At 61.4% G+C, this 19,758-nt stretch carries 16 protein-coding genes and 2 tRNA genes; 9 read left to right on the top strand and 9 right to left on the bottom strand.

Features of this window, described 5'->3' with window-relative positions; translation table 11 throughout:
- Window positions 1-22 precede the first annotated feature (22 nt).
- Window positions 23-1,030: a type I glyceraldehyde-3-phosphate dehydrogenase gene (gene gap, locus GQO94_RS19545; protein ID WP_156843074.1), complete on the bottom strand. Its 1,008-nt coding sequence runs from the start codon at window positions 1,028-1,030 to the stop codon at window positions 23-25.
- A gap of 15 nt (window positions 1,031-1,045) precedes the next feature.
- Window positions 1,046-3,031, bottom strand: coding sequence for a transketolase (gene tkt / locus GQO94_RS19540; RefSeq protein ID WP_156843073.1), 1,986 nt, complete (start codon window positions 3,029-3,031; stop codon window positions 1,046-1,048).
- Window positions 3,032-3,226: 195 nt separating this feature from the next.
- Between tkt and GQO94_RS19535 the strand changes: the two genes are divergently transcribed.
- The 4 genes from GQO94_RS19535 to GQO94_RS19520 all read left to right on the top strand — a co-directional run bounded on the left by GQO94_RS19535 (window position 3,227) and on the right by GQO94_RS19520 (window position 4,754).
- Window positions 3,227-3,418 (top strand): hypothetical protein, encoded by a 192-nt coding sequence (locus tag GQO94_RS19535; protein WP_156843072.1) that lies wholly within the window; start codon window positions 3,227-3,229, stop codon window positions 3,416-3,418.
- Entirely contained in the window at window positions 3,415-3,738 is a 324-nt protein-coding gene (locus GQO94_RS19530; RefSeq protein WP_156843071.1) for a cell division protein ZapA, read from the top strand. Before GQO94_RS19535 ends, GQO94_RS19530 begins: the two co-directional genes overlap by 4 nt.
- 202 nt (window positions 3,739-3,940) lie before the next feature.
- Window positions 3,941-4,546: a 5-formyltetrahydrofolate cyclo-ligase gene (locus GQO94_RS19525; protein ID WP_156843070.1), complete on the top strand. Its 606-nt coding sequence runs from the start codon at window positions 3,941-3,943 to the stop codon at window positions 4,544-4,546.
- Window positions 4,539-4,754: a DUF2842 domain-containing protein gene (locus GQO94_RS19520; protein WP_156843069.1), complete on the top strand. Its 216-nt coding sequence runs from the start codon at window positions 4,539-4,541 to the stop codon at window positions 4,752-4,754. The genes GQO94_RS19525 and GQO94_RS19520 overlap by 8 nt, the downstream gene beginning before the upstream one ends.
- A 46-nt stretch (window positions 4,755-4,800) precedes the next feature.
- Here the strand turns inward: GQO94_RS19520 and GQO94_RS19515 are convergent.
- Window positions 4,801-4,877: transfer RNA gene (locus tag GQO94_RS19515), tRNA-Asp, on the bottom strand.
- Between the two features lie 197 nt (window positions 4,878-5,074).
- Between GQO94_RS19515 and GQO94_RS19510 the strand changes: the two genes are divergently transcribed.
- Entirely contained in the window at window positions 5,075-5,536 is a 462-nt protein-coding gene (locus tag GQO94_RS19510; RefSeq protein WP_156843068.1) for a hypothetical protein, read from the top strand.
- Window positions 5,537-5,569: 33 nt separating this feature from the next.
- On the opposite strand, the gene GQO94_RS19505 is transcribed toward GQO94_RS19510, so the two are convergent.
- From GQO94_RS19505 to thyA, 4 genes are all read right to left on the bottom strand, one after another.
- On the bottom strand, window positions 5,570-6,967 hold the full coding sequence (locus GQO94_RS19505) for a dihydrolipoamide acetyltransferase family protein (RefSeq protein ID WP_156843067.1): 1,398 nt from the start codon (window positions 6,965-6,967) through the stop codon (window positions 5,570-5,572).
- A gap of 4 nt (window positions 6,968-6,971) precedes the next feature.
- Window positions 6,972-7,970 (bottom strand): alpha-ketoacid dehydrogenase subunit beta, encoded by a 999-nt coding sequence (locus tag GQO94_RS19500; protein ID WP_232333043.1) that lies wholly within the window; start codon window positions 7,968-7,970, stop codon window positions 6,972-6,974.
- Window positions 7,971-8,023: 53 nt separating this feature from the next.
- Window positions 8,024-9,361, bottom strand: coding sequence for a 3-methyl-2-oxobutanoate dehydrogenase (2-methylpropanoyl-transferring) subunit alpha (locus GQO94_RS19495; RefSeq protein ID WP_156843065.1), 1,338 nt, complete (start codon window positions 9,359-9,361; stop codon window positions 8,024-8,026).
- An 82-nt stretch (window positions 9,362-9,443) separates the two neighbouring features.
- Window positions 9,444-10,403, bottom strand: coding sequence for a thymidylate synthase (gene thyA, locus GQO94_RS19490; RefSeq protein ID WP_156843086.1), 960 nt, complete (start codon window positions 10,401-10,403; stop codon window positions 9,444-9,446).
- 244 nt (window positions 10,404-10,647) lie between these two features.
- On the opposite strand from thyA, the gene GQO94_RS19485 reads away from it, so the two are divergent.
- The 4 genes from GQO94_RS19485 to GQO94_RS19470 all read left to right on the top strand — a co-directional run bounded on the left by GQO94_RS19485 (window position 10,648) and on the right by GQO94_RS19470 (window position 17,868).
- Window positions 10,648-10,724, top strand: a tRNA-Pro gene (locus tag GQO94_RS19485).
- Window positions 10,725-10,884: 160 nt separating this feature from the next.
- Window positions 10,885-12,933 (top strand): site-specific integrase, encoded by a 2,049-nt coding sequence (locus GQO94_RS19480; RefSeq protein WP_156843064.1) that lies wholly within the window; start codon window positions 10,885-10,887, stop codon window positions 12,931-12,933.
- A gap of 427 nt (window positions 12,934-13,360) precedes the next feature.
- A complete protein-coding gene (locus GQO94_RS19475) occupies window positions 13,361-15,568 on the top strand; it encodes an nSTAND3 domain-containing NTPase (protein WP_156843063.1) in 2,208 nt (735 codons plus the stop codon).
- A 41-nt stretch (window positions 15,569-15,609) separates the two neighbouring features.
- Window positions 15,610-17,868 (top strand): AAA family ATPase, encoded by a 2,259-nt coding sequence (locus tag GQO94_RS19470; protein WP_156843062.1) that lies wholly within the window; start codon window positions 15,610-15,612, stop codon window positions 17,866-17,868.
- A 200-nt stretch (window positions 17,869-18,068) separates the two neighbouring features.
- On the opposite strand, the gene GQO94_RS19465 is transcribed toward GQO94_RS19470, so the two are convergent.
- Window positions 18,069-18,578 carry a hypothetical protein gene (locus GQO94_RS19465; RefSeq protein WP_156843061.1) on the bottom strand — a complete coding sequence of 170 codons (510 nt, stop codon included), beginning with the start codon at window positions 18,576-18,578 and terminating at the stop codon, window positions 18,069-18,071.
- Between the two features lie 300 nt (window positions 18,579-18,878).
- Window positions 18,879-19,448 (bottom strand): hypothetical protein, encoded by a 570-nt coding sequence (locus GQO94_RS19460; RefSeq protein WP_156843060.1) that lies wholly within the window; start codon window positions 19,446-19,448, stop codon window positions 18,879-18,881.
- Window positions 19,449-19,758 lie beyond the last annotated feature (310 nt).

The following is a 19,758-nucleotide window of genomic DNA, read 5'->3' as shown; positions in this document are numbered from 1 at the left end:
CCACCGGCAATTCCTCAAATCGTCAGAGGTACTTCGCCATGGCTCCCGCCGTGTCGAGCATACGGTTCGAGAAGCCCCATTCGTTGTCGTACCAGGAGACGACGCGCACGAACTTGCCTTCCATCACGGCCGTTTCGAGGCTGTCGACGGTCGAGCTAGCCGGATAGTGGTTGAAGTCCGAGGAGACGAGCGGCTGATCGGTGAAGTCGAGCACGCCCTTCATCGGACCTTCGGCGGCGGCCTTCAGCGCGCCGTTGATCTCGTCCTTGGTCGTGTCGCGGCCCGGCACGAAGCACAGGTCGACAAGGCTGACATTCGGCGTCGGTACGCGGACCGAAGACCCATCGAGCTTGCCCTTCAGTTCGGGCAGGACGAGGCCGACCGCGCGCGCGGCGCCGGTGGTGGTCGGGATCATGTTCTGCGCACCGCCACGGGCCCGACGCAGGTCCTTGTGGATCTGATCGAGCATGCGCTGGTCGTTGGTGTACGAGTGGATCGTGGTCATGAAACCACGCTCGATGCCGACGGTGTCCTGCATGACTTTGGCGACGGGTGCGAGGCAGTTGGTGGTGCAGCTCGCGTTCGAGACGACCACGTCCTCCGCCGTCAGCGCGCCGTCGTTGACGCCGAACACGATCGTCTTGTCGACACCTTCGGCCGGCGCGGAGATCAGCACACGCTTGGCACCGGCATCGAGGTGCGGTTGCGAGGCGGTCTTGGACTGGAAGAAGCCGGTGCATTCGAGAACGATGTCGATGCCCAGATCCTTGTGCGGCAGCTTGCCAGGATCCTTTTCGGCGGTGACGACGATGTCCTTGCCGTTCACGGTCATCTTGCCGTCACCCGGAACGATCGTGCCGGGGAAGCGGCCGTGCGTGGAATCGAAGCCGAACAGAAGCGCGTTGGACTTCACATCGGCGAGGTCGTTGATCGAAACCAGTTCGAGCCCGCAATCGGGGCGTTCGAGGATGGCGCGCGCGACGAGGCGCCCGATACGTCCGAAACCATTGATCGCAACCTTGGTCGCCATGTCAGAAATCTCCTGTCAGCTGCTGATTTTATTCATGATCTGCGGCACGATGGCATCGGCTGTGAAGCCGAACTTCTCGAACAGATCCTTGGCCGGCGCGGACGCGCCGAAACGGTCGAGGCCGATGTTGAGGCCGTTTGCCATCGTGTGGCGCTCCCAGCCCATCGTCACCCCCGCCTCGATCGACACCCGCAGAATTTCGGACGGGTCGGCATCGGGCAGGATGTCTTTGCGATAGCCTTCGGGCTGCTGCTCGAACAGCTCCATGCACGGCATCGAAACGACGTCGGCGCCGATCTTCTTGGCTTCGAGCTGCTCGGCAACTTCGAGCGCGAGCTGCACTTCGGAGCCCGTGGCGATCAGAATGACGCGGCGCGTCGCTTCGGCCGAACGCAGGCGATAGGCCCCGCGCGCGCTGAGCATTTCGCCCGAGTCGCGCACTTGCGGCAGGTTCTGGCGCGACAGCGCGAGCACCGATGGCGTGTCCGGCGTCTGCAACGCGAGGCTCCAGCACTCGGCCGTCTCGACAACGTCGCACGGACGGAACACGTTGAGGTTGGGAATGAGGCGCAGCGACATCACCTGCTCGATGGGCTGGTGAGTCGGTCCATCTTCGCCCAGGCCGATCGAATCATGCGTGAAGACGTAGATCACGCGCGTCTGCTGCAGCGCCGACAAGCGCACCGCATTGCGGCAATAGTCCGAGAAGATCAGGAACGTGCCGCCGTAGGGAATGACGCCGCCGTGCAGTGCCATGCCGTTCATCGCCGCGGCCATGCCGAACTCGCGAATGCCGTAGTAGACGTAACGACCGGACGGATCCTCGGCGGTCAACGGCGCCTGGTCCTTGGCCTTGGTGTTGTTCGAGCCGGTCAGGTCCGCCGAACCGCCGATCATCTCGGGGATCAGCGGGACCAGAACGTTGAGCGCGTTTTCCGAGGCCTTGCGGGTGGCGATGTTGGCCTCGCCCTCCAGCCAGGCCTGGAATTCCCGACCCGCTTTCTCGCTCGACGGCAGTTCGCCAGCCATACGACGTTTGAACTCGCTGCAGCCACCATGCGCGGTGCAGCACATTTCCCACTTCGCGCGCTCCTCGGCGCCCTTGGCACCCAGCGAACGCCAGTCGGCCAGGACGGCCTCGGGAATTTCGAAAGGCGCGGCATCCCAGCCCAGTTGTTCACGTGCGGCGGCGATCTCGTCCTTGCCGAGCGGCGCGCCGTGAACGTCGTGGCTACCCTGCTTGTTGGGCGCGCCCTTGCCGATGACGGTGCGGCAAGCCACCAGCGTCGGCTTGTCCGAAGCGGCCGCCTCGCCCAGCGCGCGTTCGATATCGGCGAAGTCGTGACCGTCGCACGACAGCACTTCCCAGCCCGCGGCGCGATACCGCGCGGGGATGTCCTCACAAGTCGAAAGCGAGGTATCGCCGTCGATGGTGATGCGGTTGTCGTCCCACAGCACCTTGAGCTTGCCGAGGCCGAGATTGCCGGCAAGCCCGATCGCCTCGTGATTGATGCCTTCCATCAGGCAACCGTCACCCGCAACGACCCAGGTACGATGATTGACCAGATCGTCGCCGAACGTGGCGGCAAGATGCTTTTCGGCAATCGCCATGCCGACGGCCATGGCCAGCCCCTGGCCGAGCGGACCGGTCGTGCACTCGACACCGGGAATGAGGAAGTTCTCCGGGTGCCCGGCGCAGACGCTGCCAAGCTTCCGGAAATTGCGAATGTCCTCGATCGTCGGGCTTTCGTAACCGGTCAGATAGAGAAGCGAATAGATCAGCATCGAGCCATGCCCGGCCGACAGCACGAAGCGATCGCGGTCGGCCCAGTCGGGCGCGGCGGGATCGAACTTGAGGAATTTGTCGAACAGCACCGTCGCCACATCCGCCATGCCCATCGGCATGCCGGGATGGCCGGAGTTCGCCTCCTGCACCGCATCCATCGACAGCGCGCGGATGGCGTTCGCCATAGGCGCGAGACGGGACGGGTCGAGGGTCATCAGGGAACTCCGGGAAAACAGTGGTCAAATGCGACGAGTCGAGACTTGCGGCCTCCTCTAGGGGAAGGCGTGCGCGCGTCAAGTTTAGCGCCGCACGCAATCAAGTGCCCAGGTTAGGCCCCTTAACCGATGTCACTTGCCAAGACCCAAGTGTAATCTTTTGCAAATCTGGTATTTTTATCGTAATCAGGCGAGATGAACGGGGGTTCGATCGAGCAGGAACTGGCGCGTATCGACGCAGCGATTGCGCGTGTCGAGTCGGCGGCACGATCACCATCCGAACGTCCGCAGTCCGATGATATCCACGAGCGGCACGAGACACTCAAAGCCGCCGTATCGCGCACGATTGCCGAGATTGACGCCATGATCGCGGCGCAAAGCGGATGAGCAACGTCCAACTCCTGATCGGCGGACGACACTACACCGTGGCCTGCGCGGACGGCGAGGAAGAGCACATCGTTGCCCTCGGCCAGTTGATCGACAGCAAGCTCTCGTCCCAAAATCCCGCTGCCGGCCAGAGCGAATCGCGCACGCTGCTATTCGCCGCGCTGCTCCTCGCCGACGAATTGCATGAGTGTCGTGGCGCGATGATTAGCCAGGAAAAACTCGACCAGACCGAGGCGCGCCTTGCCGGACAGGCGGCTGCGCTCGCCGACCGCGTCGAAAAAATTGCGACACAGCTTGAGAGCGCAGCCTCGGCACCCTAGATTGGGGGTGACGGGTTCTGCCCGGCACGAGCCGTAAGAACATCCCTGAGGCTATAAGCAATCCAAGGGTGCTGTCCCTGCCCGCGCCACTCTCTTTGCATTGGGGTTGCGGTGCATATGGTGCCCACCTGACGTCGAGGCGTCAGAGGATTTCTAGGAAAACGACCCAAGGTGGACCCGTCACCCCCCCAAAAGAGGCGCAATGTCAGATCACATGACCGGTGCTCACGACGACAAGGCGTTCCTGCGGCGACGCTTGCGCACGCTGCGGCGCGAACACGTCGAAGCACTCCCGCGCTCTGTGCGCGCGCTGATGTTCATGCGGCCGCCGGGGCCCGTCGCGGACAGCGTTCCCGAAGGCAGCACGGTCGGTCTGTATCATGCCGCGATCCACGAAGCGCCGACGCTTCCTTACGCCCAATGGCTTTACGAGCACGGTCGCAAGCTCGCCCTGCCCTGGTTCGCGGACCGCGATGCGCCGATGATCTTCCGCGAATGGGAGAACCCCTTCGTCAATACGCTGACGCCGGGGCCGTTCGGCGTCTCGCAACCGCCCGCGACCGCCGCCGAAGTCGCGCCTGAGACGCTGTTCGTACCCTTGCTGGGCTTCACGTCCGCCGGGGATCGGCTCGGACAAGGCGGCGGGCACTATGATCGTTGGCTGGAAGCCCATCCCGGCACCCGTGCCATCGGCATGGCGTGGGATTGCCAGAAGCTCGATGCCGCGCCGCGCGAGCCGCACGACCAGCTGCTCAGCGGCATTGTCACACCGACGCGTTTCTACGAAGGACACCAGACGGATGCGTGAGAAGCCGACCCTGCGAATCCCGATCGGCGTCCTGGGGCTGTGCATCGCCCTCACTCTCTACGGAATAGCCATCGCGGTCTATGCCGAGCCGCTGATTTCGCAGCTTCCGTCACTCGCGCAGGCACCGGTCTACGTGCTGCTCGGCGTGGTCTGGCTGCTGCCCTTGCGGCGCTTCCTGATCTGGATGGAAACCGGCCGCTGGGGCTGATCGCGTGGTCGTTTACGATCGCCTGCGGCCGGTAAAATTCCCCAAGTGGCGCGAGTGACGGGACTTGAACCCGCGACCTCCGGCGTGACAGGCCGGCACTCTAACCATCTGAGCTACACCCGCGTTTGAGCGTGCGCCGCTTGGGGAGCCGCGCCACTAGGCTAGGGCGCCTAGGCTGTCAACAGCCTTCCATCCGATCTGTCATCTTTCCACAAGCCGTATCGAATCCGAGGCGGCGGAACCCTGTGTTAACCACATTTTCGTGACTATCCGCGCAGAGTGCCGTGTGTCCGAACCGGACATTACAGGGGGTTTGCCGGGTGCCAACGCATCGTGTCGCGCCATTGCATCGTGTCGCCTTGCGCGGCGTCATCGCCATCGGTCTGGTCTGGGGGCTGCCGGTCGCGGCCGCTCCGGTCGTAAAGACGCAATCCGAAGTCTTCCGTGAGAGTGCGGCGCCGGGTCTCCGCCGGCTCGAGCCCGCGGAGCGCTTTTCACGCGGCGACAGGGTCGTCACGATCGTGCGCTGGTATCGCCTCGCGGGCGATGGCGGCTTCACCATCGTCAATCCGCTGCCCGAGGGTATCTCCTACGAAGACAGCGCCCGGCGCCTGCAGGAAGTCTCGGTCGACGGAGGCCGGACGTGGGGCCGGATCGGCACCTTGCGGATCGGTGACCGCCAGGCGACGCCCGAGGACGTGACCCACGTGCGCTGGCGCATTTCCGCCGAGACCGCACGGCGAGGCGCGGGCCAGATCGCCTACAGCGCGATCGTGCACTGAGACACAGAGCGCCTAAGCGGGTAGCGTCCGCCCTTACCCCGCCAGCAGCAGCGAGGGCGCTTCCAGCAGGGTCTTGAGCTCCTGCGCGAAGCTGGCGGCATCCCAGCCATCGACGACGCGGTGATCGCAGCTCATCGAGATGTTCATCGTCTTGCGCTTCTCGATCCGCTCTTGCCCGCTCGCATCGGTCACGTACATCGGGCGCTCGACGATGCGGTTGGGGCCAATGATCGCGACTTCGGGACGGTTGATCACTGGCGTCGTCGCGACGCCGCCCATCGGGCCGAGCGATGTCAGCGTGATGGTCGAGCCGGACAATTCGGACGACTTCGCGGACCCGTCGCGCGCTGCCGCCGCCAACCGGGCGATCTCGTTGGCGAGCTGCCACAAGTTGCGGTCCTGCGCATCGCGAATCACCGGCACCATGAGCCCGGCCGGGGTCTGCGCAGCCATGCCCATGTGCACGGAACCATAGCGCGTCACCACGCCCGCCTCATCGTCGTAGTGCGCGTTGAGCATCGGAAACTTCGGGATCAGGCGACAGATCGCGGTGATCAGAAACGGCAGCATCGTCAGCTTGGGCCGTTCCCCGCGATGCGCATTCAACTGCGCGCGCGCTTCCTCCAGCGCGGTGAGATCGTATTCCTCGACATAGGCGAAGTGCGGAATGTTGCGCTTCGACGCGGCCATGTTCTCCGCGATCCGTCGCCTGAGGCCGATGACTCGAACCTGCTCGTCGCTGCCCTTGGTCCCGGCGGGCTGGAAGCCGCCCGAAGCGTTGTAAGCAAGGAAGGCATCGAGATCGCCGTGGCGCACGCGGCCATCCTCGGCGGGGCGGACTTCGCCCAGATCGATGCCAAGGTCCTTCGCGCGCTTGCGCACGGCGGGGCTGGCGAGGACTTTGCTGGCGCTTGCGGATGGCGAAGCGGGGGTGGGCGCTGGCGTCGGCGCGCGGGCTTCGACAGGCTCGGCCTGAGCGGGTTTGGGAGCGGGTGTAGGCGCGGGCGCCGCCTCGGTCCCAACATCCGCTCGCTCTGCGCTTGTCGAAGGGCCGTCACCATCGGATGACCCCTGCCCCGCCGCCTTTACGGCACGATCGACGTCGCCGGCATCGGGATTTTCCGCCTCGATCCGCTCCTCGACTTCTTCGGAAGCCGGCCCAGGCGCCCCGTGATCGTCGGCCACTTCGCCTTCGATCTCGATCACCACCAGTGGCGAGCCGATCGCGACGACATCGCCTTCCGCGCCGGCCACTTCGAGGACCTTGCCCGAAACCGGGCTTTCCATCTCGACCGTCGCCTTGTCGGTCATCATGTCTGCCAGGCGGCCGTCTTCCTCAACGGTATCGCCGACCTTGACGTGCCAGGCGACGATTTCGGCTTCGGCGATGCCTTCGCCGATATCGGGAAGGCGGAATGTGTAGCGTGCCATTGTCTTACTCGCTCATCAGCCGGTCGATCGCCTCGCCGATGCGGACGGGACCGGGGAAATAGGCCCACTCGAGACTGTGTGGATAGGGCGTGTCGAAGCCCGTCACTCGTTCCACCGGCGCCTCGAGGTGATAGAAGCAGCGCTCCTGCACGAGGCTGACAAGCTCGGCGCCAAAGCCGGACGTGCGAGTCGCCTCGTGAATGACCAAGCATTTGCCCGTTTTCTCCACAGACGTTTCGATCGCCTCGATGTCGAGCGGGACCAGCGTGCGCAGATCGATGATTTCGGCGTCGATGCCTTTGGCCGCGAGAACCGCCTCGGCCACGTGAACCATCGTGCCGTAGACCAGCACGGTCATCGCCGAGCCCTCGCGCACCATTCGCGCCTTGCCGAGCGGGATATGATAATACCCCTCGGGCACTTTGCCGCCGGGATGGGTCTTCCAGGTCTTCGAGGGCGCATCGTAGTCGCCGCCGAACGGGCCGTTGTAGATGCGCTTTGGCTCGAAGAAGATGACCGGATCATCATCCTCGATCGCCGCGATCAGCAGCCCTTTGGCATCGTGGGGTGTGGACGGAATGACCGTCTTCAAACCCGCGACATGCGTGAACAGCGCCTCGGGGCTCTGACTGTGCGTCTGCCCGCCGAAAATACCGCCACCGAAGGGCGAGCGAACCGTCAGCGGCGCCGTGAAGTCGCCCGCCGAACGGTAGCGCATCCGCGCGGCTTCCGAGATCAGCTGATCGAGCCCGGGATAGATGTAGTCGGCAAACTGGATCTCGGGGACCGGTCGCAAGCCGTACGCCGCCATACCGACCGCTGCGCCGATGATGCCGCATTCGTTGATCGGAGTATCGAAGACCCGATTCTTGCCGTACTTGTTCTGTAGACCGGCGGTCGCGCGGAACACGCCGCCGAAATATCCCACATCCTCGCCCATGACGATGACATCGGGATCGCGCGCCATCATCAGATCCAGCGCCTCGTTGATCGCCTCAATCATGTTGAGCGGGCGAGACGCCGCGTTGGCGAGCGAAAGGGCAGCCTCTTCGTCGCTCACTCGGAGAACTCCTTCCAGTTCGGCCATTTCGTGCGGCGTTCCCGGATCGCCTGCTCGGCCTGCTCCTCGAGATGCCAGGGCAAGTCCTCGAAGACATCCTCGAACATGGTGTGGAACGGGTGGTGCAGACCATGGCCGAGAATGCCGTTCTTTTCGGCTTCCTTGGTGGCTTTCTTGACCTGCTCGGCCAGTTCGAGATCCATCGCCGCGTGGCGCTCGTCATCCCACTCGCCGAGTGCGACGAGATGCGCTTTGAGCCGCGCCACCGGATCGCCGAGCGGCCATTCCTCCCGCTCTTGCGCGGAGCGGTAGGCGCTGGGATCGTCCGAGGTCGAATGTCCCTCGGCGCGATAAGTGAAGTGCTCGATCAGCGTCGGCCCGGCGTTGGCTCGAGCGCGATTCGCGGCCCATTGCATCGCGGCATAGACTGCCAGCGCGTCGTTTCCGTCGACCCGCAAGCCCGCGACGCCATAGCCGACGGCACGCGCGGCGAACGTCGCCCGCTCCGCCCCGGCAAAGCCCGAGAAGCTGGAAATCGCCCACTGGTTGTTGACCACGTTGAGCACGACCGGCGCGTTGTAGACGGCAGCGAAGGTCATCGCCGCGTGAAAATCGCCTTCCGCGCTAGAGCCTTCGCCGATGAAGCTGGTGGCAATCCGGGTATCGCCCTTGATCGCGCTGGCCATCGCCCAGCCCACAGCCTGCGGATACTGCGTCGCGAGATTGCCCGAGATCGAGAAGAACCCGTGGTCCTTCGCCGAATACATGATCGGCAACTGGCGACCCTTCAGCCGGTCGGCGCGATTCGAGTAGATCTGGTTGATCATCTCGACGAGCGGATAGCCGCGCGCGATCAGCACGCCTTGCTGACGATAACTGGGAAAGACCATGTCGTCGTCCGCCAGCGCGAAAGCGGACGCGACCGAGATCGCCTCTTCGCCCGTGCACTTCATGTAGAAGCTGGTCTTGCCCTGCCGCTGGCCGCGATACATCCGATCGTCGAATGCGCGAGTGAGCGCCATCACGCGCAGCATGCGCCGCAGCGTGTCCGGGTCCAGGCCTGGATCCCAGGCACCGACCGCCCGGTTCTCCTCATCGAGGACGCGAACGAGCCCGTCGCACAAGGGCCGGGTCTCGACCGGCGGGCAGGTTTCGTCGGGGCGGGAATGAGCACCCGCTTCGGGAATTTCGAGATGCGAATAATCGACAGCGTCGCCCGGTCGGTAGCGCGGCTCCGGCACGTAGAGCTCAAGGGGCGGCAGGTTGCCGCGCGGTTGGCCGACGCTCGCTGCGCGAGGCCCTGGGTCTGCGCCGTCAGGCTTGTCCGCCGTCATCCCTTGCCTCTCCTCAGACTCGCCCGCCATGTAGCATTGTTGCATGACTAGGATATAATATTACGTAAGCACGCAATGTCAATCAGACCGCGACAGGTGCCTTGATAGCGGACTGCGGCGCATAACCGACGACCGAAAAATCCTCGATTTCATAGCCGAATATCGTGTCGGGCCTGCGTTCTATGACAAGCCGCGCCTCGCCTTCCGGTTCCCGATCGAGCTGCGCTTCGACCAGATCGGCGTGGTTCAGGTAAAGGTGCACGTCGCCTCCCGTCCAAACCGCCTCGCCCGGTTCAAGGCCGCACTGCTGCGCCAGCATGCGCGTCAACAGGGCCAGCGACCACATATTGAATGCGAAGCCCAGCCCAAGATCGCAACTGCGCTGGTAGAGCAGTCCGGATAGACGGCCGTTCGAGACATGGAACTGGTAGGTCTTGTGACACGGCGGCAAGGCCATCGCGTCGAGCTCCGCAACGTTCCAGCCTTCGATGATGTGGCGCCGGCTGCCGGGATTGGTGCGCAGGCTCTCGACGACTTGCGAGACCTGATCGACGCCCTGGTCGCGACGGCGAAAGAGCCCGTCGCCGGCAGCCTCGTAGACCGGCCAGTCGACCCATTGCTTGCCGTATACCGGCCCCAGGTCGCCCCAGTCTGCTGCGAAATCTGCGTCTTCGACGATTCGGCGCGAGAACGCCGCGCGTTCGATGTCCTCCCCGGTCTCGCGGCGATAGCGATCGAGCGGCCAGTCGGTCCATATCTCGACGCCTTGAGCGCACAGCGGCCGAATGTTGGTGCTGCCCGTGAGAAACCACAGCAACTCGCGCGTGGCCGTCTTCCAGTACACCCGCTTGGTGGTGAGCAACGGCATCAGCCCGCCGGACAGATCGAACCGGATTGTCGCGCCGAACAGTGATCGCGTGCCGACCCCTGTGCGGTCGATCCGCTCATCCCCATCCTCCCAGATGCGCCGCATCAGATCGAGGTACTGCCATTCCCAATGTGGGCGCGACTCTGAACGACGACTGGCAAGCATTTCGTGCATGGGTGAAGGGTTAGCCACCCCGCCTGCCCCTGCCAAGCGCTGCGAGCGGAAGCAGCGAAGCCGACCAGTTACCTCCAACAGAAGCGGCCGCGCGTTCCGGTTCGGCAAATTGGCCGCTTGCAACGCAGTTTTCCCGCCTGATTTCGCCATCGCGCAGGAAAGCGCCATTGGCGGCTTGCCACCGCGCGCCTTGCTCTCTATAGGCCCGCTCCTGCCTCGCCCGTCCTCGGACGGCGCGACCGGTCGGGGAGTAGCTCAGCCTGGTAGAGCACTGTCTTCGGGAGGCAGGGGCCGGAGGTTCGAATCCTCTCTCCCCGACCAATTTTCGTCGTTTCCGACATTAAGCCGCAGAATTCCGCCGTTTTCCTTCAACCGAGGAAAATGGTCGGGAATCTTTTGCGCCGATTGTGCCACAAATTGTGCCACAGATTGTGCCCGCACTGTGTCCCGCCCTGCTCCTCGCAGCCAAGGTTCATATGGCATGGCTCTCTATCGTCGCGGCCCCGTCTTCTGGTGGAAATCCCGCCTGCGTTTCTCTTCTGTTCCATCCCATACTACAATTGTGAGGGTATCGCTGCGCACGGCGAGCCCTCAGCAGGCCCGATCGCGTGCAGCCGAACTCGATCTGGCAAAGGACGCGATGATGGAACAGATGCCTTTACTGAGGCGCAGCATGAAGGCGGACGACATGCCCGGCCTCTACAAGCAGGCCTTCGAGCGAGAGCTCGACCGGATCATCATGGCGCAGTTTCAGGAACCGGGCCGGGTCGATGATCATCTGGCTTTCAATCGCCACTACGCCCGCTACTTCTCGCTGCTGGCCACCGAACCGCAGCTCCTCGATGCGAGCATGGAAAGCCATCAGGAGCTTGTCGCGCGTGGTCTTGGCGAGAACGATGCGGATGCACTTGCCGCCATAGCAAGCCGTCACAGGCACCAGCGCGCGATTTCGCCTGGGCAACTCGCCGATGATCTGCGTGCTCAGGGTATCGAGCCGAGCGAGAAGAACCTTTCCGCATGTGCGCGGATTGCAGCTACGGCCTACAGAAACGCCAATATCGAAGCCTGCCAAGAGCTGGGATCGCCGTTGCCGGAAGGCGATGTCTGGCCGTTGCCGAAACATCTGGAACGGCTTGCTAATGCCGACGAATTGCCCGCTGTTTCCGCTCCAGTTCTGCCCGCGAATGAAGCCATGGAGGAGGCACCCGCAGCTGCAAGCGAATGTTCTCCGCCAGTCGTAGCTCCACCGCTTTCCGTCTACGCCAAGGAGTCGTTGCGGAAGAAGATCGAGGACGGGGCGTGGGACAAGGGACGCAAGCGCGATATCGAAGGTGCGGTCAGGATCTTCATCGCGGCGAACGGAGACATCCCCGTCAACGCCATTACCCAGAAGCACCTCATCGGCATGAAGGACCTCTTTCACCGTCTTCCTGTCGTTTATGGCCGGACGCGGAAAGATGAGAACAGAAAGGAAGTCAGGGAAACAATCGAGGAAGCGCTCGAACGCGGGGATGCCCTGCGAAGAAAATGGGATGAAGATCCGACCGCCGCCGATGCCGAAGGACTGCCTTACGTCGGCCTGTCGCTCGTCACGCAGCGCAAGCACATGACATGGATCAGTGCCCTCATGACGCACCTGGAGGGTCATGATCCAGATCTGGCTCCCAAGGGACTGAATTTCACCGCGGTTCGCAAGACCTTGGTCAATCCGAAGAAACAGGGCGAACGCCAGTCGGTCAAGAACAACCAGAAGCGGAACGCCGGGCGGCTGCCCTGGCACCCTGATGAATTGCGGAGAATGCTTGAGACTCCTGTCTGGTATGGATGCGCCGGTTTGTGGCAGCGGTTCGAACCGGGCGATGAAGTAATCCATGACGGCAGTTACTGGGTGCTGCCGCTGGTTATCTCCACGCTCGCGCGGTCCGACGAAATTGCAGGCCTGTCTGTCTCCGACGTTGTCCTCGATGATGAGGTTCCTCACCTCCACATCCGGGAAAACAGCCTGCGGCGCATCAAGACCGTCTCATCAACTCGAAGGGTTCCGATCGCGCGGAAACTGCTCGATCTGGGCTTCGGTGATTACGTGACAGCCATGAGGGAAGCCGGCCATCGCGCTCTCTTCCCCGAGTTCCTGCACCCGACGATGGATTCCGACAAGTGCTTCTACAAGGATCTTTTCGGCCCCTTGCGCAAACTGGTGTTCCCGAATGGCACTTCCAGAAAGCGTGGTCGCAAGGACGTCGACGTTCCGTCGGTTCGCACTCTAGGGTTCAATGTCCTGCGTGACAAAGAGGATGAGACCGGCCTCAAGATATTCAACAAGGCGCACCGGCAAGGCCTTGGCGGTCACGAGCCGAATGATACGGAAGGCAAACATTACGATGATGACTTCGAACCTGGGCAACTCGTCGAACTGGTTGAAGTGCTCGCCGAGTTGTTACCTGATATTCCAAGGCGACCGCTTAACCTCAGGCCGCGGGAATATCAGAAATTCGGCAAGCCCAGAGGTCGACCAAAGAAGCGACGATAGGTAAGGATGTGCGCGTCTGCTACGCGCCCTAATCCCAGTCATTACGGCCGAACCGGCGATTGCCCGAAAGTAGACGTAGCTATCGGTTGATTTGGCAGCGGGGTTTGGGACTCTCCTGCCGTTCCGGCGTGATTTGTCGAATGGCAGGTCCCGCTAGGGACCGACGCCCAGCCCTGCACCGATTGGCTATCAGTGAGCGACAGAGGCTGAGGAGCAGGTGGTGGAACTCCTGCTGTTCATTCTCCAGCTCCGCCTTCGTGCAGGTGTGACCCAACCGGACGCGTGAGATCGATCGTCATGAGGTTTTCCTAAACTGGCCGAATGGGATCGCTGCGGCGGTATGGAATCAGGTGAGGCGCGGACCAGCTGCTCTGATCATTTACTTCTTCCCTTCTGGTGAAAAAATTCGGAAACTGCCGCGCTCATTATGAATGACTTCCACGATCTCTCCCCTCTCGATTTCGAAGAACTCGTCCGCGACTTGCTGCAGGCCCATTGGTCGCGGAGGCTGGAGAGCTTTGGGCCCGGCAGGGATCAGGGCGTCGACGTAAGATACATGTCCGGACCGCAGCAGATCGTCGTGCAGGCGAAGCACTACGCCCGCAGCGGCCCGGCGGCTCTGGTGCGGGCGATGCGTCGTGAATGCCCCAAGGCGATCACTCTCTCGCCGAGCCGATACCTGTTGGCAACCTCCGTCTCTATGACGCCGGCGCTGAAGGCCAAGATCGTGGCGGCGATGCCGGAGGTGCCGCTGGCGGAGGTCGACATCCTAGGCCGCGAGGATCTCAACAATCTCCTCCGCCTCCATTCTGAGGTAGAGCAGCGCCATTTCAAGCTGTGGTTGGCGAGCTCGGCCGTGCTCGAGCGCATCATCCACAGCGGCGTCTATAACCGGACGGCGGCGGAGCTGGAGATCATCCGCGGCATGATACCGCGCTTTGTTCAGAATCAGAGCGTGGCCGACGCCGAGACGCTGCTGGCGGACACAGGGGCCTTGATCATCGCAGGCGCGCCGGGCGTCGGGAAGACCACGCTGGCTCAGATCCTGCTATGGCGCCATGCCGAGCAGGGTTGGCGGATCTTCGTCGTGGACGATATCGAGGAGGCAATGGCTGTCGCTAGCGAGGGCGAGAGGCGTCTGATCTTCTTCGACGACTTTCTCGGCCAAGTCGCCCTCTCCGCGGACCACGTCCGCGGCTTGGATGCGAGGCTGCCGCCCTTGCTGTCGCGAGTGGCGGCCCAGAAGGATCTCAGGTTCATCCTCACGACGCGCGATTACGTGCTTGCGCAGGCGAAGATGCTGTCGGCCCGCCTCGACGCGGCAAAGGGAGTCCGCAGCTACGTCCTAAATGTCGGCGCCTACACCCGCGAGGCGAAGGCGCGGATTCTCTACAACCACATCCACTTCTCAGGCCTGACCGAGACCCAGAAGGACGCCATTCTAGAAGACGGCTTCTATCTGGCCATGATCGACCACAAGAACTTCAATCCGCGCCTAATCGAGATGCTGACGCGGTCCGAATATCTCGCCTTGGACGAGCGGCCTACGCGCGAGCTGATCCAGCACGTCCTCGACAATCCGCACGAGCTCTGGGACCGGCCCTACAGGCAGCATATGTCTGAGGATGCACGAACGGTGCTTCTCGCGATGGCGATCAACGGCGCGTTCGTCGGAATCACTCTTTTAAAAGACAGTTTCGTGCGCGTCGCCACGGCGTTAGGCAACACTCTGCGCACCTCGGAGATCGAGGCTAGGTTCCGAGCCGCCTATCAGGAAATCGAGGGCTCCGCCCTCAGCCTTCTCAACAGTCTCGTCCACTTCACCAATCCTGGCCTCCGCGACTATCTTCGCGGCGTCATTCGGTCAGATCGCTTAATGCCGCTTATCGTCCCCTGCATCGAAACCGCCAACGAGCTCGGCGAGTGCTTCGAGATCTTTCGTGTCCATCGGGGCGACTGGGAGGGGTCAACGACGGTCTGGACCGCGGCACTCGACAGGGTTCGCGATGGCGGCAGGGTGCAGCGCTTAGCGTATTTGGAGCTCGCCCTCGACCTCTGCGACGAGTTCCGTGACCAAGGGCTGATCGACAGGATGCTCACGGCGCTGATGGGGATCGAGCAGGAGGGCGTCGACGAGGCGGAGGTCCGGGAGATCTGCTCGCTACTCGAGAGGTCCGCGATGACGCTCCTGCCGACCGAGGTGGAGGCTCGCGTCCGATCAGTCGCCACGGAGGCTGCCGCCACAATGCTCGAGGAGAAGGCGATGTGCCTGCCACTCGAGGACATCGAGAGCATGGACGAAGCGCTGTTCACCTACGGCAACGACCAAGAGCGGGCCGCGACCGCCGTCCAATCCGCCATGTGGACCTTCACGCGCAGCGTGGACTGCGACCTCGAGGCGATCACGACCCTCGACGACCTCGACGAGTTCGAGGGGAGCCTGCTCGCACTGTTGGAGAAGCGCGGATTCTCGTCCGACACAGTGAAGCGCGACATCCGATGGCGGCGGGAGGCGTTGGAGGAAAACGAGCCGCGGCACGATCCGGAGGAGGGATACAGGGGAGGCGGCGTCACGTCCCATCGCAATATGAGCGATGCGGAGATCCGGTCGATGTTCAATGGCCTGAAGGGCTGATACCCACACCGTCCTGTGCTAGTTTACGCATAGGAGGGCAAATGCTTACCCAGATAAAAAAGATCAAAGGCTTTGGAGTCTTCGACAACTATTCGGCGCCAGCTGGATTGCCGATCTTTGGGCGCTTCAATGTCATTTACGGGGAAAATGGCTCAGGAAAAACGACACTGTCTCGCCTACTGGCTTGCTTGCAGGCTGGGACGCATCCCGATCATCCAACGCTCGAGTTCAGTGTGGAGACGGAGTCCGGCCCGCTGACTCACGGCCAAAATTATCTACGCAAGGTGCGCGTCTTCAACAGCGACTTCGTCGACGCGAATATCGGGCGTTTCGACGGTCCGCTCCGCCACATTCTCATACTCGGCGAGGAGAATAAGGCGATCGCCGAGGAGCTGAAAGCGGAGATTGCAACGCGCGACGGACGTCTTGCGACCATACAGACCCAGAATGCAGCTCTCACGAAGCAAGAGGCCGAAAAGGGAAAAGTCTTCTCCAAAATCGCTCAAACGATTGGCGAGGCCACCAGTGGCTCGACACTTCGCACATATCGGAAGCCAGATGCTGAGGCCGCCTTTGCCAAGCTTACAGAGGATTCCAAATCGCTCAGCGATGAGGAGCTTGAGGCGCATCGAGCGACCGTTCACCAAGAGGAAATGTCGGCCGTCGGTGCGCTAACTCAACCCGCCATCCAACAGCCGGATGGCACTTCACCGGTTGGGGTGGTCGCCGCTGCTGGTGGGGCGGCCGAGCGAGCCGGCATACTGACAAACAGGACCGCGCAATCAGCCATTATTGAGAGGCTCGCGAGCAAACCCGCCGTTGCGGCCTGGGTAGAGGATGGAATCAAGCTCCATAAAGAACACGGTTCCCAGAGCTGTGAGTTTTGCCAGCAGACCTTGCCAGCAACCCGCTTGCAGGCCCTTGCGGAGCATTTCAGCACCGAAGATCAGAAGCTCAAAGAAGACATAGAAGCCGAGAGACTTTCTCTTGCTGGAATCCGGGAGGCGCTCGGCCGCTTCAAGCTGCCCGATCGCCTCGCGCTCTACTCTGAGCTCCGCGGGGACTACGACACCGCGATCGAAGCCATTGGCAAACAGACTAGCATGTTGATCGAAAAGCTCGACGAAATCGATGCAGCGCTGAAGGTCAAGTTAACCCAGCGCACAACCTCTTATGAGCCGACGATGGTGTCTGACACCGAGCGCCTAAAGGCGGCATTGCAGTCTGTCGCAGACATCCTGAAACGTCATGATGCAAAAACGCGCGCATTCGATGCTGAAAAGGCCAATGCTCGAAACGCGGTTGAAGCGCATTACCTCCTGACAATTAGGGATCAGGTGAAGGAGCAGAGCGACTCAATCGCAGCAGTGGAAGCAGAGATTCATCTGCTGACCAATGGCGGCAACGGCCTTCCAGACAAGCGAAGCCTTGCGGATCTGTCGCAGTCGATCATCGACAAACAGGCAAAGGTCTCAAATGAGCACGCGGGCGGAGCTGACCTCACCGAACATCTGAAGCAATTTCTGGGGCGCACCGATTTGCGCTTTGAATCCGGCGCGGATGGCTATCGCGTGCTCAGGCGTGGCAAGCCTGCCAAGCGCCTCAGCGAGGGAGAAAAGACCGCAATCGCGTTTCTCTATTTCCTGGTGCAGCTCAAAGATCAGGATTTTGATCTCGCCGAAGGCGTCGTCGTGATCGACGACCCGATCTCAAGTCTCGACGCCTCAGCGATCTATCAGGCTTTTTCATTTCTGAAGAATAGTGTTCAGGGGGTGAAGCAGCTTTTCATCCTCACTCACAATTTTGAGTTCCTACGGTTGCTCATCAACTGGGTGAGAAACATCCCCGGTCCCAAAACGGACAAAACCTACACAATGGTTCTCTGCACCGAGACGGCCGATGGCAGGTCTGCCCGTCTCGCTCCGCTCGACAAGCTGCTGATCGACCACGCTACGGAATATCACTACCTCTTCAAAGTTCTCTATACTTTTCAGTCCGACGGCACGATCCTGGGTTGCTATCATGTCCCCAATATCGCTCGGAAGGTTCTCGAGACCTTCCTCGATTTTCATGTGCCGTCCAGCAAGAGCCTCTATTTGAAGTTGGAGGAAACAGACTTCGACCCCCACAAAAAGACTGCGATTTATAAATTCGCGAATGATCTGTCCCATCACACAGGAAAGGGCTTCGATCCGGCCTTGGTGGCGGAAGCCCAGAAAAATACCGCCTACCTGTTGGACATGATCAAAGCCGTCGCGCCACTTCACTATGCAGGCCTAAAGAAGCTTTCCGAAGCGTGAGCGAATGGCCCCATTGCGCCCAAGTGTTTCGTTCAAACAAACTACCGCAAAGCCTGTCCGTCTATGGACGGTATGCAACATTTTCGAACCGATAACTGCCTGTCTGCTATCGGCCCAGTTTCTGCCTCCAACTAGCGCGCTAGCCGCCCCCGCGCCCCCACCTTTAAGAGTTATCGACAATAGGAAGGGACTTACGGAATTTACGCGGTGACAGATTGGTTTGGCCCGGTTGCTAAGTCAGCCCAATTCAGGCGCAGCGTGTCGCCCTTGGTTTTGGGGAGAGCTTTGCGATCGATCAGCCTGCCTTGAACCTCGAACTCTCCGTCAATCTTTACGATCAGCACCTTGCTGAAATTGCGCTTCAGGTTGAGTGTGATGGTGTCGTTGCTTTTGAACGGGGTGATGGTCTTTATCTCGACGAAATCGTCGCCGAGCTTTCCGTCCGACCCTTGCGCATAATTGCGGTGGAGTTTGATCCCGTGAGTGATGGCGCCGTATAGTTCACCCAGATCGCCGTAGAGCTGCAAATGGCTGCCGGTGAGATTGTGGTAATCCTCAGCCACTGCGAGCAGGTCTTGGAAGATGGGCACCAAATCGACATCGAAGTGAGGGAAGCGTGCTTCGAACTCCAAACGCTCCAGATGCGAGTTGATCTCGGACCAAGTGATCCATTCGCCATCGTCGTAGAAAGCGTTATCGTCGTTCCACATGTCAACCGAGCCGTGCATCATAATTCCGCACGATTAGGCTATGACTGGTAAATGCCTCCTTTCACGCGGACAAGAATTGCCACGGTCTCGACAGTGACCTTCGTTGTCAAAGAATGAATTTGGAGGGCTTCTCAATACCTCTGGTTCGAGTTTGCAAGATTGGGGCTTGTGATCAGCCAGACTGCGCAGCGCATTGTTCATGCAAGCGGAGGAGCGAGCCGCACGGGCGGGAGGACGACGATTTGATTTGCGTCGTCATATTTTATCAACCGTTGGGCGCAAGCCCCAAACGTAGCTCGTTCAATGAATCGACGGGCAGGATGACACAACACGACCATTGCCGCGTTGCCAAAACTGTCTTTGAGACTTGTAGCCTGCCCTCTTCCTAGCAGCCCTGCCCAACGTGCGGCTCACACCAGTCCGACGACCGACAACGACCCCTTGGGGTTCTACGCGCTTGATTCCAAAGCGAAAGGCGTCTCGAGGACCGATGCCTTTGAGGAGATATTTGCGAGCAGCGACGCTGTTGCGAACCGTCTCGATTTTGACTGCGCCAGCTGGTGCCTGGTCGTGATTTTCGGCGCGCTTGCGCGGCCCTGTCCCTTTGTGCTCAAGACTGGTGATCCAGCGCGGCACCAGATCTTTGAACTCAGCCACAAGCTGCTCCGGAACGTGGACCAGCCAATGCACATGGTTCTTTTCACGGGCGTATACGTAATGCGGCGCGATTGAGATACCCAACTGCTCGCAACGAGTCCTCAGCCAACGGCAGAAACGCTGATTTCTGAGCTCAGCGAAGTGGTCCTTGCCGGTTTTGGTAAGGTTCCACTGAATGGTCACCATCAAATTCAGCGCGACAGGTGCGCTCACATTGGATGGCGGGCACCCATTCCGAGACTGCCACCCTCCTTGGGGAAGCGCAAATCGGCATCCATGGTGAAGAGTTCTTGCAGCCGCCAAGCTGATAGCACTCGTCGTCTTCATTTTCGGCTGGGGCTGTGTCTGCATTGTGATCGTCTCGTCGAGTTTGTTCCTGCGGGTCTACATACGGCTAGAATGAGAACGGCGGTGCAAAATTAGACCACGGTAGCGGCGGCGAAGTGCTGCTGCGGGCGGCGTAAAAGTCGTCCACTTTTTCCCTTTCGCGATGGCGGCGAGGGGGATGAGGGATTTACACCGT

This window comes from Novosphingobium aquimarinum (genome assembly GCF_009746585.1).
Taxonomy (GTDB): Bacteria; Pseudomonadota; Alphaproteobacteria; order Sphingomonadales; family Sphingomonadaceae; genus Novosphingobium; species Novosphingobium aquimarinum.
Note: the sequence above shows the minus strand (reverse complement) of the source record. Positions and strands in the feature narration are given on the sequence as shown.